The 15680-nt window shown below is 68.2% G+C and carries 15 protein-coding genes; 6 read left to right on the forward strand and 9 right to left on the reverse strand.

What is annotated here, in order from left to right; all coding sequences use genetic code 11:
* Window positions 1–65: 65 nt before the first annotated feature.
* From ACYVDK_RS12325 to ACYVDK_RS12340, 4 genes are all read right to left on the reverse strand, one after another.
* Window positions 66–647: a GNAT family N-acetyltransferase gene (locus tag ACYVDK_RS12325; protein ID WP_460522119.1), complete on the reverse strand. Its 582-nt coding sequence runs from the start codon at window positions 645–647 to the stop codon at window positions 66–68.
* A gap of 79 nt (window positions 648–726) precedes the next feature.
* Complete coding sequence (locus tag ACYVDK_RS12330) at window positions 727–1416, reverse strand: uracil-DNA glycosylase (protein ID WP_460522121.1); 690 nt, start codon at window positions 1414–1416, stop codon at window positions 727–729.
* A gap of 23 nt (window positions 1417–1439) precedes the next feature.
* Window positions 1440–2219, reverse strand: coding sequence for a potassium channel family protein (locus ACYVDK_RS12335; protein ID WP_460522123.1), 780 nt, complete (start codon window positions 2217–2219; stop codon window positions 1440–1442).
* Window positions 2220–2222: 3 nt separating this feature from the next.
* Window positions 2223–3005, reverse strand: a complete 783-nt coding sequence (locus tag ACYVDK_RS12340) for an SDR family oxidoreductase (RefSeq protein ID WP_460522125.1) — start codon at window positions 3003–3005, stop codon at window positions 2223–2225.
* A gap of 214 nt (window positions 3006–3219) precedes the next feature.
* On the opposite strand from ACYVDK_RS12340, the gene ACYVDK_RS12345 reads away from it, so the two are divergent.
* The 5 genes from ACYVDK_RS12345 (at window position 3220) to ACYVDK_RS12365 (ending at window position 9140) form a co-directional block, all read left to right on the forward strand.
* The gene (locus ACYVDK_RS12345) at window positions 3220–4548 is read left to right on the forward strand and encodes an O-acetylhomoserine aminocarboxypropyltransferase/cysteine synthase family protein (RefSeq protein ID WP_460522127.1); all 1329 of its coding nucleotides are present in this window, start codon (window positions 3220–3222) and stop codon (window positions 4546–4548) included.
* A 157-nt stretch (window positions 4549–4705) separates the two neighbouring features.
* A complete protein-coding gene (gene metX, locus ACYVDK_RS12350; protein WP_460522129.1) occupies window positions 4706–5911 on the forward strand; it encodes a homoserine O-acetyltransferase family protein in 1206 nt (401 codons plus the stop codon).
* Between the two features lie 218 nt (window positions 5912–6129).
* Window positions 6130–7296, forward strand: a complete 1167-nt coding sequence (locus tag ACYVDK_RS12355; RefSeq protein ID WP_460522131.1) for a sensor histidine kinase — start codon at window positions 6130–6132, stop codon at window positions 7294–7296.
* Window positions 7293–8435: a hypothetical protein gene (locus tag ACYVDK_RS12360; RefSeq protein WP_460522133.1), complete on the forward strand. Its 1143-nt coding sequence runs from the start codon at window positions 7293–7295 to the stop codon at window positions 8433–8435. Before ACYVDK_RS12355 ends, ACYVDK_RS12360 begins: the two co-directional genes overlap by 4 nt.
* Window positions 8436–8483: 48 nt before the next feature.
* The gene (locus ACYVDK_RS12365; protein WP_460522135.1) at window positions 8484–9140 is read left to right on the forward strand and encodes a response regulator; all 657 of its coding nucleotides are present in this window, start codon (window positions 8484–8486) and stop codon (window positions 9138–9140) included.
* 3 nt (window positions 9141–9143) lie between these two features.
* Here the strand turns inward: ACYVDK_RS12365 and ACYVDK_RS12370 are convergent, their stop codons facing one another.
* The 3 genes from ACYVDK_RS12370 to ACYVDK_RS12380 all read right to left on the reverse strand — a co-directional run bounded on the left by ACYVDK_RS12370 (window position 9144) and on the right by ACYVDK_RS12380 (window position 11912).
* The gene (locus ACYVDK_RS12370) at window positions 9144–9473 is read right to left on the reverse strand and encodes a thiamine-binding protein (RefSeq protein WP_460522137.1); all 330 of its coding nucleotides are present in this window, start codon (window positions 9471–9473) and stop codon (window positions 9144–9146) included.
* A 64-nt stretch (window positions 9474–9537) separates the two neighbouring features.
* Window positions 9538–10995, reverse strand: a complete 1458-nt coding sequence (locus ACYVDK_RS12375) for a hypothetical protein (protein WP_460522139.1) — start codon at window positions 10993–10995, stop codon at window positions 9538–9540.
* Between the two features lie 11 nt (window positions 10996–11006).
* Window positions 11007–11912, reverse strand: a complete 906-nt coding sequence (locus ACYVDK_RS12380; RefSeq protein WP_460522141.1) for an ADP-dependent NAD(P)H-hydrate dehydratase — start codon at window positions 11910–11912, stop codon at window positions 11007–11009.
* A 50-nt stretch (window positions 11913–11962) separates the two neighbouring features.
* Between ACYVDK_RS12380 and ACYVDK_RS12385 the strand changes: the two genes are divergently transcribed.
* On the forward strand, window positions 11963–12577 hold the full coding sequence (locus ACYVDK_RS12385) for an HAD family hydrolase (protein ID WP_460522143.1): 615 nt from the start codon (window positions 11963–11965) through the stop codon (window positions 12575–12577).
* Window positions 12578–12642: 65 nt separating this feature from the next.
* On the opposite strand, the gene ACYVDK_RS12390 is transcribed toward ACYVDK_RS12385, so the two are convergent.
* Entirely contained in the window at window positions 12643–13680 is a 1038-nt protein-coding gene (locus tag ACYVDK_RS12390; RefSeq protein WP_460522145.1) for a hemolysin family protein, read from the reverse strand.
* On the reverse strand, window positions 13673–15142 hold the full coding sequence (locus ACYVDK_RS12395; protein WP_460522147.1) for a hemolysin family protein: 1470 nt from the start codon (window positions 15140–15142) through the stop codon (window positions 13673–13675). The genes ACYVDK_RS12390 and ACYVDK_RS12395 overlap by 8 nt, the downstream gene beginning before the upstream one ends.
* Window positions 15143–15680 lie beyond the last annotated feature (538 nt).

Consider the following 15680-nt stretch of genomic DNA (forward strand, 5'->3'; position numbering starts at 1 on the left):
TCCCACTCGGAGGTTCTCGTTCGTTCAACCAGGCTCGCCGCCACCAACGTCCTGGCCGGGTACAACTAGTCCTTGAGGCTCTTCTGCATCAGAATCGTGCCCAGCCACCGGCCGAACTTGTAGCCGACGTGGCCCATGCTGCCGATCTCCTTGAAGCCGAACGCCTTGTGCATGGCGATGGAGGCATCCGCTCCCTGATCGGCGATCACGGCGATCATCTCCTTGAGCCCCGCCTGTTTCGACCGCTCGATCAGCGCCTGCATGAGCACCGTGCCGAGCCCCTTGCCGGTGGATGCCTGCCCCAGGTAGATCGAGTTCTCCACCGTGAACCGGTACGCCTTCTTCTGCTTCCACGGCGTCACCAGTGCATAGCCGAGGATCTGTCCGTTCGGCGACTCCGCGACGAGGAAGGGCATGCCGAGCTTCGTCAGGTAGGCGTACTTCGACTTCCACTCCTTCAGCGACATGACGTCTTCGTCGAAGGTGACCGTGCTGTTCGTGACGTAGTAGTTGTATATCTCACGTACGTGCGGAAGGTCGACGGGTCGCGCATCGCGGAGCGCGTAATCGAAGGACGACTCCGGCGGCACAGGCTTGCGCAGATGCTGCGGGAGCACGCGCCTGGCCTGGTATTCCTCTTCCAGCACGGCGACTAGCGTAACCACGACGTGTTGCGCAGTTGTTTCGTGCATCGGATGACGGCCGCGGTCGACGTCGGAAGCGGGATCAGCCCAGCGACCAGTCCACCGGCCGCCCGGCCTGGCGCACGAGCAGCTCGTTCGCGCGGCTGAACGGCTTCGAGCCGAAGAATCCGCGATCGGCGGAGAGTGGACTGGGGTGGGGCGACGTGATGACCGGTGTCGTGCCGAGCAGGGGTTGCAGATTCGCGGCATCCCTTCCCCACAGGATGGCCACGAGGGGCGTACCGCGCGCCACGAGAGCCCGGATCGCGTGCTCCGTGACCCGCTCCCACCCGGCACCGCGGTGCGACCCCGGCGCTCCAGGGCGCACGGTGAGCACGCGGTTGAGCAGCATGACGCCGTGCTCGCTCCACGCCGTGAGATCGCCGTGGTCAGGCGTGGGCAGACCGATGTCGCTGCGCAGCTCCCGGTAGATGTTCTGCAGACTGCGCGGTACGGGCCGCACGTGCCGCTCGACGGCGAACGAGAGGCCGATCGGATGCCCCGGTGTCGGGTACGGATCCTGTCCGACGATGAGCACCCGCACATCGGCCAGCGGATACCGGAATGCGCGCAGCACGTTCGCCCCCGTGGGCAGATACGGTCGCCCGGATGCCACCTCGCCGCGCAGCCAGTCGCCCATCGCACCGATGTCGGAGGCGACCGGCTGCAACGCCTGGGCCCATCCCGGATCCATCGCGCCGTCAGCGGCCAGCTCGACGAGCGTCTTCGCCATCTACCGGATGCTCCTCGCCTTGGTCACGCCTCATCCTGCCGCCCCGGGCCCTTCTGGCGATCGATCGGCTCGGGTTCGGCGCCTTCGCGATCGATCGATTCGCCATCGGCGCCCTCGCGGTCCTCCCCGCCAGGGGCATGGCGCCGGATCGTGTCATTGAAGTACGAGACGACGGTGGCCGTCGTGACACCGACGATGACGATACCGCTCAGCATGAGCATGATCGCCAGCACTCTGCCGAGCGTCGTGACCGGAACCATGTCGCCGTATCCCACGGTCGCCATCGTCACCACCGCCCAGTAGATGGCGTCGCCCAGGTTGAGGATCGTTGCCCCGTGTGCGCCGCGTTCGGCCGCGACCTCGGTCACCGCGATCGTGTAGAGCCACAGCACCACGAAGAGCAGCGCGTACGTGACGACGCGGGCGCGAACAGCCGTTCCGCTGCGTTGCCGGAAGAACGGGATGCGCCGGAGTTCGCGCAGTGCACGGAACGGCCGGAAGATCGGCAAAAGCGCCGCCAGCAGGTCCGTCACATTGGCTCGAACGAACGGCCACTTCTGCGGCGACAGCAACAACCGCCCGACGTAGTCGGCGATGAAGACGGCCCAGATGACGCCGAGCACGGTGGCCAGGATCGTGCGCTCGACGAACGGAATCGTGGGGTCGAGGCAGCGGATGCTGTACACGACGATGAAGACCAACGACAGCACCAGGAACGGCCAGGTGCTGATCCGCTGCCAGCGCTGCACCGCACGAGCGCGCCGCGCGGAGTCGCGCGTCGAACGTTCGCCGGCCGCGGTCATCCGTCAGTCCTTGCCCGCCACGCGCAATGGACCGCGGTGAAAACGGTGCGAGGCGGCCTGCGCCACAGGTTTGACGACGATCAGGTCGAGGTCGACATGCGGCGGCCGCTCGAGTGCGTCGACGATCGTGTATGCCACGTCGTCGGCCGTGAGCGGCTCGGGCACGTTCGCGTAGACGGCATCGGCTCGCTCCCTGTCTCCGCCGAAGCGCGACAGCGCGAACTCCTCGGTCTGCACCATTCCCGGTGCGACCTCGATGACGCGCAACGGCTCGCCGTTCAGTTCGAGCCGCAGCACCTCGGTGAGCGCTCGCTCGGCGAACTTCGCCGCGTTGTAGCCGCCTCCGCCGACGTAGGCGTTATGACCCGCGATCGACGTGACGTTGAGGATGTCGGCGTGACCGTCGGCATCCGCGGCCTCGCGCAGCAGCGGGAGGAATGCCGAGATCATGCGCTTGGTGCCCAGCACGTTCACCTCGTACATCCACGCCCAGTCCTGAACGGACGACTTCTCGACGGAGTCGAGGCCGCGTGCCCCGCCCGCGTTGTTGACGAGCGCGTGCACACCGCCGGCGGATGCCACGTGATCGCGCAGCGCGTCGACGTCGGCCTGCACCGTGATGTCGGCGGCGAACGCTTCAGCGCCGGTCGCTTCGGCGAGGGCATCCAGACGCTCGGCGCGCCGCGCGACGGCCACCACGTCCCATCCGTGCGCGCGCAGCAAGCGCACCGTCGCCTCGCCGATGCCCGTGCTCGCTCCCGTCACCACTGCCCGTCTGGATGCCATGTGCACCATTCTGGCGGCCGGGCGGCACCGCCGTCGACCTACGGGCCGCTTCGCTCCTGCGCGCCGTTACGCCGTGTTGCACTCCCCTTGGGCGCCGGATGCGGCGCGCCTAGCCTGTACAGATCGACGGCGCGCCAGGCGTGCCGAACCTGAAGCAACAGAACCCATCACGACGTGCCGATGGCACACCCGAGTACCGATCGGAATGAGAATCATGACCGACGCCGCCACGTGGCAATTCGAGACCAAGCAGATTCACGCGGGCGCCGCCCCCGACCCGGTGACCAACGCCAGGGCGACGCCGATCTACCAGACCACCTCGTACGTGTTCAACAACTCGGACCACGCGAAGAACCTCTTCGCCCTGGCCGAATTCGGCAACATCTACACGCGCATCCAGAACCCGACCCAGGCCGTGGTCGAGGAGCGGGTCGCCGCGCTCGAGGGTGGAACCGGAGCGCTGCTGCTGGCGTCGGGACAGTCCGCCTCCACCTTCGCCGTGCTCAACATCGCCCAGGCCGGCGACCACATCGTCTCGTCGAGCTCGATCTACGGCGGCACCTACAACCTCTTCAAGTACACGCTCGGAAAGCTCGGCATCGAGACCACGTTCGTGGAGAACCAGGACGACCCAGAGGAGTGGCGGCGCGCCATCCGCCCGAACACGAAGCTGTTCTTCGCCGAGACGGTCGGCAACCCGAAGGTGAACATCCTCGACATCGAGACCATCGCCGGCATCGCACACTCCAGCGACGTTCCGCTGATCGTCGACAACACGATCGCCACGCCCTACCTCATTCGCCCGTTCGAGCACGGCGCCGACATCGTGCTGCACTCGGCCACCAAGTTCTTGGGCGGCCACGGCACCACCATCGGCGGCGTCATCGTCGATGGCGGGCACTTCGAGTGGTCGAAGCACGTCGACAAGTTCCCCGGCCTCACCGAGCCCGACGAGTCGTACCACGGTGTCAGCTACACGCAGGCGGTCGGCGACGGGCTGGCGTACATCATCAAGGCCCGCGTTCAGCTGCTGCGCGACCTGGGTGCCGCGATCGCACCGAACAGCGCCTGGCTGCTCATTCAGGGCATCGAGACGCTGTCGCTGCGGGTCGAGCGTCACGTGCAGAACACGCAGGAGATCGCGGAGTTCCTGGAGAGCCACCCCGATGTCGCGTCGGTGAACTACGCCGGGCTGCCGACCAGTCCCTGGTACGCGGCAGCGAACAAGTACGCGCCGAAGGGTGTCGGCGCCGTGCTGTCGTTCGAGCTGAAGGGCGGAGTGGATGCCGGCCGCGCGCTGGTCGACAACCTCACCCTGTTCAGCCACCTCGCCAACATCGGCGACGTGCGCTCGCTCGTCATCCACCCCGCCTCGACCACGCACTCGCAGCTGTCTCCGGAGGAGCAGCTCAGCGCGGGCGTGACGCCCGGCCTCGTGCGCCTCTCGGTCGGACTGGAGAACATCGACGACCTGAAGGCCGACCTCGAGGCCGGCCTCGCCGCAGCCCGCGCCGTCGCGCAGGCCGACACGGTCACCGCCTGATCGCACCGTCGACGCGAAGGGACCCGGCTCGCGCCGGGTCCCTTCGCTCGTCTCACCCCGACGCCTGTTCAGTCGGAGGATTCCGACGGGCGCGGCGCTGAACCGTGTCGTAACACTGCGCGGTCGAGACTCCGGCACGGGCGAGAATTGAGCCACCATGGACTGGCAGACCTCCGAAGACACCGTGCCGTCGAGCTTCATCACCGACGCGCAGGCGCGCTCACTGCTCGGCAAGCCCCGCGCGACCGGCGCATGGCGCGAGGGCGACCCGGTCGGCGAGCGCCGGTTCGCCCGGATCGGGCCGGTGTCGTTCGAAAGCGGCCGAACCGTCTCCGGCGCCGTCGTGGCGTACGAGACGTGGGGCACCCTCGCGAAGGACCGGAGCAACGCCGTGCTGGTGCTGCACGCGCTCACCGGGGACAGTCATGTGGCGGGCGAGGCCGGGCCGGGGCATCCGACCTCCGGCTGGTGGAACGGCATCGTCGGGCCGGGGCTCGTCGTCGACACCGACAAGTGGTTCGTGGTCGCGCCGAACATGATCGGCGGATGCCAGGGGTCGACGGGACCGGCATCTCTCGCCCCCGACGGCCTCGAGTGGGGTCCCCGCTTTCCGTTCACGACCATCCGCGACCAGGTCAACGCGCAGGCGGCGCTCGCCGACGAACTCGGAATCGCCCGGTGGGCTGCCGTGATCGGCGGTTCGATGGGCGGCATGCAGTCCCTGGAGTGGGCGGTCGCCTTCCCCGAGCGCATGGAGCGGGTCGCAGTGATCGCCGCTCCCCCGTTCTCCACGGCCGACCAGATCGCCCTCAACTCGGTGCAGATCGAGGCGATCCGCACCGACCCGTTGTTTCGTGCCGGACGGTACTACGACGCCGACGACGGCGACGGTCCGCATGCGGGGCTCGCTCTGGCGCGCCGCATGGCCCTCCTGAACTACCGCAGCGCGAACGAGCTGAATGAGCGTTTCCAGCGCAGCTGGCAGAGCGGAATCAGCCCGCTAGGCGCAGGAGGACGCTTCGCCGTGGAGTCGTACCTCGACTTCCACGGCAACAAGTTCACCCGCCGCTTCGACGCCAACAGCTACATCACGGTCGTGAACGCCATGACCTCGCACGACGTCGGGCGGGGCAGGGGCGGCGTGGATGCCGCGCTCGCCCGTGTCACCGCACGCTCGCTCGTGCTCGGCATCGACAGCGACCGGCTGTACAGCGTCGAGGGCCAGCGGATCATCGCGGCGGGCCTGCCGAACAGCATCCACGGCGCACATCCGATCGTGATCCATTCGCCGTTCGGACACGATGCCTTTCTCATCGAGGACGACCTCATCGGGGCGCCCCTGCGACGCCTGCTGGAGTCCTGAACAACGCCTGGCGCTGTTGTATGCGCGCCCGCCGCTGTCCTGGGCGCGCCCGCCGCACCGGCCCGTGCTCGCAGGGGAGACCCGGGACGAGCCGGCATCTCCCCCGGTGTCCTAATCTGTCTCCAGGGTCGTGTTTCACGACACGGACGAGCGCCCGGTCGCGTAACGGGCACTGTCGGGTGTTGCGCATCTCGGGCGCACCCCAACCGGAGGGTCTTGTGACGCGCACCGTCGAAGAACGCGACCGCATGCTCGGCTTCGCGTCGAGCACGGCGAGCGCTCTCACCGCCTCCGTGGCGCTCGTGTGCTCGCTTGTTCCCGGTGCGCTGGGCGACATCGAGAACGAGGCCTGCCTGGTGGCCCTGTGCCTGCTCATCGTCGCTGCAGCGTTCGCGATGCAGCGACGCACGTCACCGATCCCCGTCGTGGTCACCCTCGCCGCCTCGGTGGTCGGCATCGGTGTCGTCGGACTGGACGGCGCGGCCGACGGTCTCGCCGCGACGGCCGTGGTCTCGATGCTGGCCGCGGCATCGGCAAGTAGCGCCTTCCTCCTCGGCGCCGAGCCACGCCGGCGAGTCATCCTCGGCATCGGGTTCGTCGTCGTCATCGCGGTACTGGTGCCGACCGTGCTGACGGTGCGCGGTCAACTCGTGACGGCTCTGCTCATCGCCACGGGCAGCTGGGCGTTCTGCACGGGCATCTCGGTGTGGGTGGCGCGCATCGTGCCGCAGACCGTCGACCGCATCGAGGGCATGAGCGATGCGTACCGCACCGAGCGTCAGGCGAGCGAGTTGGAGGCCCGACGCAGGCAGAGCGCGCGCCTGCTGCACGACACGGTGCTGGCCACTCTGACGCTGCTCGCGCACTCGGGTCGCGGCGTCGGCGAGCAGGCGCTGCGCGCCCAGGCCGCAGAGGATGCCGCACTGCTGCGGCAGCTTCGGCTCGGCTACACGCCCGATCCGGCGGCATCCGGCGACTATCGCCTGCGTCAGGTTCAGGAGTCAACGCTGGGCAACACGCTCGAGACGGTCAAACAGCGCTTCGAGCGCATGGGGCTCGATGTCGCCTGGCACGGCACCGGCCACGTGCTGCTGCCTGCCGAGACCCTGGACGCCTTCCTTCTCGCGCTCTCGGAATGCCTCGAAAACGTGCGCAGGCACTCCGGAGAGACACAGGCTCACGTCACCATCACCGACGACGATGTGACGGTACGGGCCATGGTCACCGACTCGGGCGTGGGCTTCGACATGGGAAGCGTGTCGCCTGCCCGGCTCGGGTTCACCGAGTCGATCGTGGCCCGCGTGCGCGACGTGGGCGGCAACGCCCGTCTCTTCAGCGCGCCCGGCTCGGGCACCACTGTGGTGTTGGAGGTACCGAAGGCATGAGCACGCTCGATGCCCGCGCCACTCACGTCTACACCGGCGTCGGCCGCCTCAAGGTGGGCACGTTGGTGATCGCCGACGTGCTGGTGGCCGCTTCGGTGCTGCGATTCCTGTCGTGGGGCGATCTGTATTCGGTGATGGGTCTCGGGATCGCCGCCGTCGTGCTGCTCGTCGTCGTCGCCGTGCTGATGTGGATCGTGCCGGCCGCACGCGAGGCGCAGATCGAACAGGGCCGATTCGCCGGGTTGATGGCAGCCTGCGCGATCATCGTCGGGCTCGACCTCGCCGGGTCGTTCAACCCCGGATCCACCATCGCGCTCCCGGTGACGTGCATCGGAGTCGGCGGCCTGCTGGCCGCTGCCGTGACCACCCGACCGCCGCGAGACATCCTGCTCGCCACCGCAGTCTTCGCATTCGTCCTGATCGTCGTGCTCGGACTGCAGGTGCGAGAACCGCTGGCCATCGCACCCCGCCTCGCGTTCGTGGCGATCGCCTGCGCTCCGCCGCTCGTGGGCGTTTCGCTGGTGCGCTCGTTCCGCTCGATCGTGCAGTTTCATTCCGAGATCGCCCAGACGCAGAGCACCACGACCAGCGACTACTCGATGGGGATGCTCGCCTCGGAGGAGCTCGAACGACTCGACTTCGCCGCCGAACGGCTGCTCGACGACGTCGCAGCGGGGCGCGCTGAACTGCCGCTCGACCAGGCGACGGCGGCGCGGGCATCCGCCCTGGCCACGCAGCTACGGCTGCACCTGGTCGAAGATCGAAGGCAGACCTGGCTACACCACGCCGTCACGGAGTCGGCGGTTCTCGACCCGGTGACCCGGATCGACGACGCCGACGGCCTGGCCGCCTCACTCTCGTCCTGGCAACGGGACGGACTGTTCTCGGCCATCTGGTTGCTCGTCGGGAGCTCGGCGAAGGCGTCGTCGCTCGTGATCCACATCGCCAGGGGCTCGGATGCCGGCCCTCACGTGCACGGTCTGCAGATCAGGATCCAGGCCACGGGCATCCCGCGACGGCAGATCGACCCGGCGACGTGGCAAGCTATTCGCAGAGTGGGGCGGTACACCGAGACCGGGCAATCGGCTATGGTGCGCATTGAGGTGGACTGCCTTGTCGACGCCTCGGCCGATCGATGAGGTCGCTCATCGATCGAGGCGCACGACGAGTCGAAAGAAGATGCCAAGGTGAAGCAAACCGAAGAAGACCCGATCACGATCGCCATCGTCGACGATCACCGGATGCTCCTGGCCGCGCTCACCGAATGGATCAGGAGCGCCGCCGATGACATCGAGATGGTCGCCGCCGTGCCCACCTGGCCCGAGCTGCTCACTCACGAGCGCTTCCCGGTCGATGTCGTGCTGCTCGACCTCGACCTGAAAGACAACATCCCCGTCTCCATCAAGCTGCAGGCCCTCAAGGCCGCTGGCGTGCGCACCATGCTGATGAGCGCGTACTCCGACCCGAACGTGGTGCGGGAGGCCCTTGCCGCCGGGGCCCAGGGGTACATCGTCAAGAGCGAGACGGCCGACATGATCGTGGAGGCCATCCGCACGGCGATGCGCGGCGACTCGTTCATCTCCGAGGAGCTCGATGTCGCCCTCAGCCAGACCACGACGGGCTCGCCGAAGCTGAGCGCGCAGGAACGCCGTGTCATGGCGTTGTACGGCGCAGGCGAGCCGGTGAAGTCGGTCGCGTTCAAGCTCGGCATCTCCGACGAGACCGCGAAGAGCTACCTCAAGCGCATCCGCGAGAAGTACCGGGTCGCCGGCTTCGACGTCGGCACCAAGGTGGCGCTGCGCAAGCGCGCCATCCTCGACGGAATCCTGCTGCAGAACGACTGACGTTCAGCGTTCCTGCGACTGGAGCGCGGCTTCGAGCCGTTCGACCTTGCCGGTCAGCTCGCCGGTGCGACCGGGACGGATGTCCGCCTTCAGCACCAGCGCGACGCGCGAGCCGTACGCGCCGACGGCATCCGTAGCGCGCTTGATCACCTCGAAGACTTCGTCCCATTCACCCTCGATCGTGGTGAACATGGAGTCGGTACGGTTCGGGAGTCCGGACTCGCGCACGATGCGAACGGCGGCCGCGACCGCGTCGTGCACCGAGTCGTCCGTGCTGCCGGCACCGCCGGCGGCGGGAGCACCGCTTGGGGCGACGGAGAATGCGACGAGCATGATGTTTCCTTTCGCTTGACTTCGACAAGTCGCTCGGCCTGAGCCGGGCACTCGGCGGAACAGGTCACTTGCCCTGCTCGGGGAAGAGCTCCTCGACAGGCGGCGGAGCGGGCGACGCATCCGGCGCAGGCGCCTCCACGCCGTCGGCGAGGGGCCATGAGCCGGTTCCCGATCCGCTGGCGGCGACGGCTTGCGCGGGCTGCCGCCGGGCAGCCATCGTTCGCGCGCTTCCGGTGCACCACAACGCGACGACGGCCCAGCCGAGCAACACGAACAGCATGACGTTGCGCGCCGTGACGGCCGCGATCATCCAGGCGTTGAGATACAGCACCTGCAGGTACAGGTACGGGTAGAACAGCTGGGTGAGCGCCGCCGTCACCCCGACCAGCACAGCCGGCGTGCGGAAGCGCCTGCCTGCCGTCAGGATGCCCAGGATGACCGGCACGGCCAGCCAGTCGATGTACTGCGGCGACCCCACCTTGTTGAACGCGATGAGCGCCGTCACGATCGCCAGTGACAGCTGCGGCAGCACGAGGGCCGACGGCGCCTTGCGCACCACGGCACGCACACCGATCAGGGTCACGACGATGACGGCGATCGCGAGGGCGGGCGTCATGGCCGCGCTCGCGGCGGTGATCCAGCGGCTTCCGGTGAGCTGGAACGTCAACAACTGCTGGTCGTAATAGACGATGATGCCGGGCGCGTGCAGCGCTGCCGCCCACAGCCACGGCGCACTGATCGGCGCCTCGATCTGAAGACCCCGCCCCGTCTGCTGCGTCACGAAGCCGAACAGATCGGATGCTCCGCCGAACGCGATCGCCACGATCGAGATGACGGCGCTCGTGATGAACACGTAGCCGACCACGAGCCAGCGCCGCCGCATCGCCACGACGGCGGCCAGCACGATGCCGGCCGGCCACACCTTGATCCACATGGCCACCGCGAGCAGCACGGATGCGACGCGCGGTCGGGCGGCAAGCCAGACCACCGCGACGATCGCGATCGCCACCGACACGGCATCCAGCCGGCCGACCGCGATCGGACCGAGCAGCAGCAGGAACGCGAGCCACCACCATGCTGCCGTCAGAGCGCGACCGTGCCCCCGAGCGGTCAGCACCACGAAGGCGACCACGTCGACGATGGTCACCATCGCGAGCCACGCGACGACGTAGCCGCCGGCACCCGCGATCAGTGGGATGAGCACAGGCACCATGGCCAGAAGCGGATACACCCACGGAGCGGTGACACCCATGAAGGCATAACCGTGCTGGGCCAGTTGCGCCCACGGCAGATACACGATGGTCACGTCGCCGAGCGGCATGCCGTCGCCGAACAGGGCGAGCAGCCACAGCACCACGTGAACGAGCAGGAACGCACCCCAGAGCGCGTACACATTGCCCCTGATCCGTAGCAGCGACTGCCCCGGGTTCAGGCGTTGCGACGGTGCTCCGCCTTGCCGCTCATCGCTCTGCGCCTCGGTGGCGGCGGGGCCTGCGGCATCGGTCGCGGTGTCGGTCGCCATAGTGATTCATGCTATCGATCCGAAGCGTGCCGGCCCCCAGGATCCCCTCCGCGCAGCGTTCGGCCCACGACCGCCGGCAGCGCTTCGGCGAGGTCGAGTGCCATCAGCGGCCCACCGTCGCGGGCTCCGGTCACGGCCTTCGCTGCGGCTCCGTGCAGGGCCGCGGCCGTTGCCGCGAGTGCGGCGAGCACGTCGTGTCCGTCACGGGCGATGGCGGCCGCGTGCGTCGCGACGAGAGCGCCGAGGATGCCGCCCAGCACGTCGCCGCTGCCCGCGGTGGCCAACCATCCGGCGCCCGGCCCGGTCGAGACGTCGATCGAGTCGCCGCCGGGAGCGGCCACGTGCGTGATGTGTCCCTTCAGCAGCACGGTGGCGCCGGTGGCGCCGGCAGCGCGAACGGCCCAAGCGCGGGCATCCGCCGAGACCTCCTCTGCCGACGCCGTCACGCCATGCGCCTCGAGCACCCTGGCGAGCTCGCGGTAGTGCGGGGTGATGACGACAGGGCCGGTCGCCGAGCCGATCAGGTCGAGAGCGCCGGCGTCGACGACGACGGGAACATCCTGCTCCAGCGCCGCGTGCAGTCGGTGCGTGTTGGCGCGGTCGCGGTGCGCGGCATCCATTCCCGAGCCGAGAAGCCACGCCTGCACACGCCCCGACGCGGTCACCGTCTCCGGCCTGCACTGCAGCACGAGGCGCGCCGGAACCTCGTCACCCAGGTAGCGGACCATGCCGACCCCGGTTCGGGATGCCGCTTGCACGCCGAGGACCGCGGCTCCCGGGTATTCGTCCGAACCGGTGACGACGCCGAGCACGCCTCTGCTGTACTTGTCGGCATCCGCGCCGGGAACGTCGATCCACTGTTCGCAGTCCGGGAGGGTCCAACGCTTGCCGGGCACCGATTCCCCGTCGTCGCTCATGCCTTCACGATAGGTTGGCAGGCGTTCGAATGAACCCGAAGGAGAGCCGAGTGTCCCTTTCCCTTCCCGGCCGAGTGGTCATCTTCGACTATGGCGAGGTCATCTCGCTCACGCCGACCGCGGCGGATAGGGAGGCGCTGATCGAGATCGCCGGGGTCGATCGTGACGCGTTCTGGCCCTCGTACTGGAAGTACCGCGACGAGCTCGACCAGGGCACGCTGAGCACCCACGATTACTGGCGACGCGTTCAGGCGGACACCGGAGCGCGCTGGTCGGAGAGCACACTGCATCTGCTCTGGGTGACGGACTTCCGGGGCTGGCTCAGCGTGGACACCGGCACGATCGACGTGCTCGTCGACCTGCGCGACGGCGGCACGCGCCTGGCCCTGCTCTCCAACGCCGGAGCCGACTTCGGCAGCTATTTCCGGCGGGGGCTCATCGGGTCTCTGTTCGAGCGCGTGTTCGTCTCCGGCGAGCTGCTGCTCGTGAAACCGGATGCCGCGATCTTCCAGCACGCATTGGATGAACTCGGCATCGCCGCCGCGGACGCCGTGTTCATCGACAACAAGCCGGAGAATGTCGAGGGCGCCGAAGCGCTCGGCATCACCGGTCACGTCTTCACCGGTGCGAGCGGTCTGCGCGCGTTCCTCGAATCACTCGCATAGGCGGGAGCAGGGCAGGCATCCGCGGTCGTCGCCTCCGCACACGGATGCCGTCTCGCTCGCTTCGCTCACGACCGCCGGGTCGCGTCCTGCACTTCCCCCACGAGCTCTTCGATGATGTCTTCCAGGAACACGACGCCGAGCGTCTCGTCGTCTTGTCCGATCGTGCGACCGACGTGTCCGCCTGAGCGACGCATGATCGCGAGCGCGTCTTCGATGTCGGATTCGGGCTTCAACGGCAGGAGCCGGTGGAACCGCCAGGCGGGAATGGGCTCGTTGTACCCGTCGAGTTCGAGGTCGAGAACGTCTTTGAGGTGCACGTACCCGATCGGCTCGCCGGTGGAATCCACGATCACATAGCGGGAGAAGCCGTGCTTCGCCACGGCGCGATCGACGTCGGACGGGGTCGCTGTCTCGGGGAGGCACACCAACGTCTGCAGATCGAGTGCGACATCCGCCACCTTCTTGGCAGAGAACTCGAAGGCATTGCTGAGCGTGCCGGTGCGGTCGGTGAGCACGCCCTCCCGAGTGGACTGGTCGACGATGGTGGCCACCTCGTCGAGCGTGAACGTGCTGACGGCTTCGTCGACGGGTGTGACGCCGAAGATGCGCACGATGCCGTTCGAGAGGGAGTTCAGGGTGACGACGATCGGCTTGAAGACGCGCGCGATGCCGACGAGCGGCGGTGCCAGCAGCAGTGCCGCGCGGTCCGGGAGCGAGAACGACAGGTTCTTGGGCACCATCTCTCCGAAGACGACGTGCAGGAAGGTGACCAGCACCAGGGCGATCACGAACGCGATACCTGCGATCCAGTCATCCGAGAGTCCGGTGAGCTTCAGCGGCTCCTCGAGCACGTGGTGGATGGCCGGCTCGGAGACGTTCAGGATCAGCAGCGAGCAGACGGTGATGCCGAGCTGGGTCGTGGCCAGCATGAGCGTGGCGTGCTCCATGGCCCAGAGCGCGGTGCGGGCGGCGCGGCCGCCGTGCTCGGCCTGCGGCTCGATCTGCGAGCGGCGCGCCGACATGACGGCGAATTCGGCACCGACGAAGAACGCGTTGCCCGCCAAGAGCACGAAGAGCAGCACGATGCCCACCCAGTCAGGCACGATCAGCCTCCCGTCCGTGTTCCGGAGCTCGGTCAGCGGGTTGCTCGGCCGTTCGGTCGGTAGGGTGCTCGGCGCCTCGCCCGGCGCGTGACTCCCTGATCGCGTTCTCGCCGGGCTCCTCGGCGCGCACGGCAGCATTTCGGCGCTCCGTGTAGCGAGCCGGATCGGTGCCGGGGTCCGGCGTGAACCTCAGCTGGTCGACGCGTCTGCCCTCGAGTCGCTCGACTCGGAGCGTTCCTGAATCGACGCGCACCTCGTCGCCGACCACCGGCAGCCGGTCGAGCTCGTTCATCACGAACCCGGCGACCGTCTCGTACGGTCCTTCCTCGGGAATCTCGATACCGGTGCGATCCTCGAGTTCGTCGGGCCGGAGCATCCCGGAGATCGTTATGGATCCCGCGCCGCGCACGATGTCGGCTCGAGCATGATCGTGCTCGTCGGCCACGTCGCCGACGAGCTCCTCGACGAGGTCTTCGAGGGTGGCGACGCCCGCCGTTCCGCCGTACTCGTCGACGACGACGGCCATCTGATAGCCCTTGCCGCGGAGCTCCCCGAGCAGGGTGTCGAGGGTCATCGTCTCCGGCACACGCACGGCATCCGTCTGCAGAGCGGATGCCGGCACCAGCGCCCTGCGCTCGATCGGCACCGAGACGGCCTGCTTCACGTGCACGATGCCGACGATGTCATCGAGGCGACCGTCGATCACCGGAAAGCGCGAGAACCCTGTGCGCCGCGCGAGCGCGAGCACCTCCGTCGCCGGATCGGACCTCTGCACGCTGGCGACGCGTGGGCGCGGGGTCATGACGTCGGATGCCGTGTGCTCGGAGAACCGGAGCGTGCGGCCGAGCAGTGTGGCCGTGTCCGACTCGAGAAGCCCGGCGCTGGCGGAGCGCCGCACGAGGGATGCCAGCTCTTCCGCACTGCGTGCGCCGGACAGCTCCTCCTTGGGCTCGACACCGAACAGTCGCAGCACCCCGTTCGCACTCGCGTTCAGCACGAACACCGCAGGCCGGAACACGGTCGTGAAGGCGGCCTGGAACGGGATGACGACCTTGGCCGTCGCCCGCGGAAGCGCCAGCGCGAAGCCCTTCGGCACGAGCTCGCCGAGGATCATCGACACGAGCGTGGCGATGAGGATGCCGATGATGGTTCCGATCGCCGGCACGGCGCCGGACGGAATCCCGACCGAGGAGAGCGGCCCGGCCAGCAGCGACGAGATGGAGGGCTCCATGAGATACCCGGTGAGCAGCGTCGTGAGCGTGATGCCGAGTTGCGCACTGGAGAGATGCGTCGAGGTGATCTTGAGCGCAACGATCGTCATGGCGAGCCGGGTCTCGCCGCGATCGCGCCGCGCCTCCAGGTCGGCCCGGTCGAGGTTCACCAACGCGAATTCGCTGGCGACGAAGAACCCGGTGCCGATGGTGAGCACCAGCCCGGCGGCGAGCATGAGCCATTCCGACACGGCCGTCACCGCCTCCGACCGCGCCGCTCACCGGCGCTCGACATCCGGTGGCTCGAAAACGTGGGCGAACTGGCAGAAGGAGGGTCGTCCATTGTCCTCGAAAGTATACCGGCGGGCGTCCGGTGCACCCCGTGCGCGTCCCGGACGAGGCCGCGCTACGCCGTCCGTGCTGTCCGCATTGTCCCCTTCTGCGCTGTCCCGGCTCCCGTTGTGCCCATCCACGCGGACCCGGCGCGCACGGTGCCCATCCATGCGGACCCGGCGCGCACGGTGCCCATCAGTGAACCGCTACCGGAATCGACATCCGCTACACGAAAAGCCTGTGGCGAACGCCGATAGATGTAGCGGATGCCGATCCATGTCACGGTGGCGGGCGCCGAAGCCTAGCGCGGATGCCGATTCGTGCAGCCTCTGGCCAGGATCCATCCCCCGGGGGTGCGCCTGGTGATCACACTCGCCCTCCCCAGCCCAGCGAAGTCGCTCCACATCCACAGAGCGACGTCACGCAATCTGGGACGGCACGGCCCTTGGGCACCAT

The organism is Humibacter antri, from assembly GCF_054777235.1.

Coding starts and splice junctions, on each gene's coding strand:
- ACYVDK_RS12330 (WP_460522121.1), bottom strand. CDS start 1,416: ATGGCGAAGACGCTCGTCGAGCTGGCCGCTGACGGCGCGATGGATCCG.
- ACYVDK_RS12335 (WP_460522123.1), bottom strand. CDS start 2,219: ATGACCGCGGCCGGCGAACGTTCGACGCGCGACTCCGCGCGGCGCGCT.
- ACYVDK_RS12340 (WP_460522125.1), bottom strand. CDS start 3,005: ATGGCATCCAGACGGGCAGTGGTGACGGGAGCGAGCACGGGCATCGGC.
- ACYVDK_RS12345 (WP_460522127.1), top strand. CDS start 3,220: ATGACCGACGCCGCCACGTGGCAATTCGAGACCAAGCAGATTCACGCG.
- metX (WP_460522129.1), top strand. CDS start 4,706: ATGGACTGGCAGACCTCCGAAGACACCGTGCCGTCGAGCTTCATCACC.
- ACYVDK_RS12360 (WP_460522133.1), top strand. CDS start 7,293: ATGAGCACGCTCGATGCCCGCGCCACTCACGTCTACACCGGCGTCGGC.
- ACYVDK_RS12370 (WP_460522137.1), bottom strand. CDS start 9,473: ATGCTCGTCGCATTCTCCGTCGCCCCAAGCGGTGCTCCCGCCGCCGGC.
- ACYVDK_RS12375 (WP_460522139.1), bottom strand. CDS start 10,995: ATGGCGACCGACACCGCGACCGATGCCGCAGGCCCCGCCGCCACCGAG.
- ACYVDK_RS12380 (WP_460522141.1), bottom strand. CDS start 11,912: ATGAGCGACGACGGGGAATCGGTGCCCGGCAAGCGTTGGACCCTCCCG.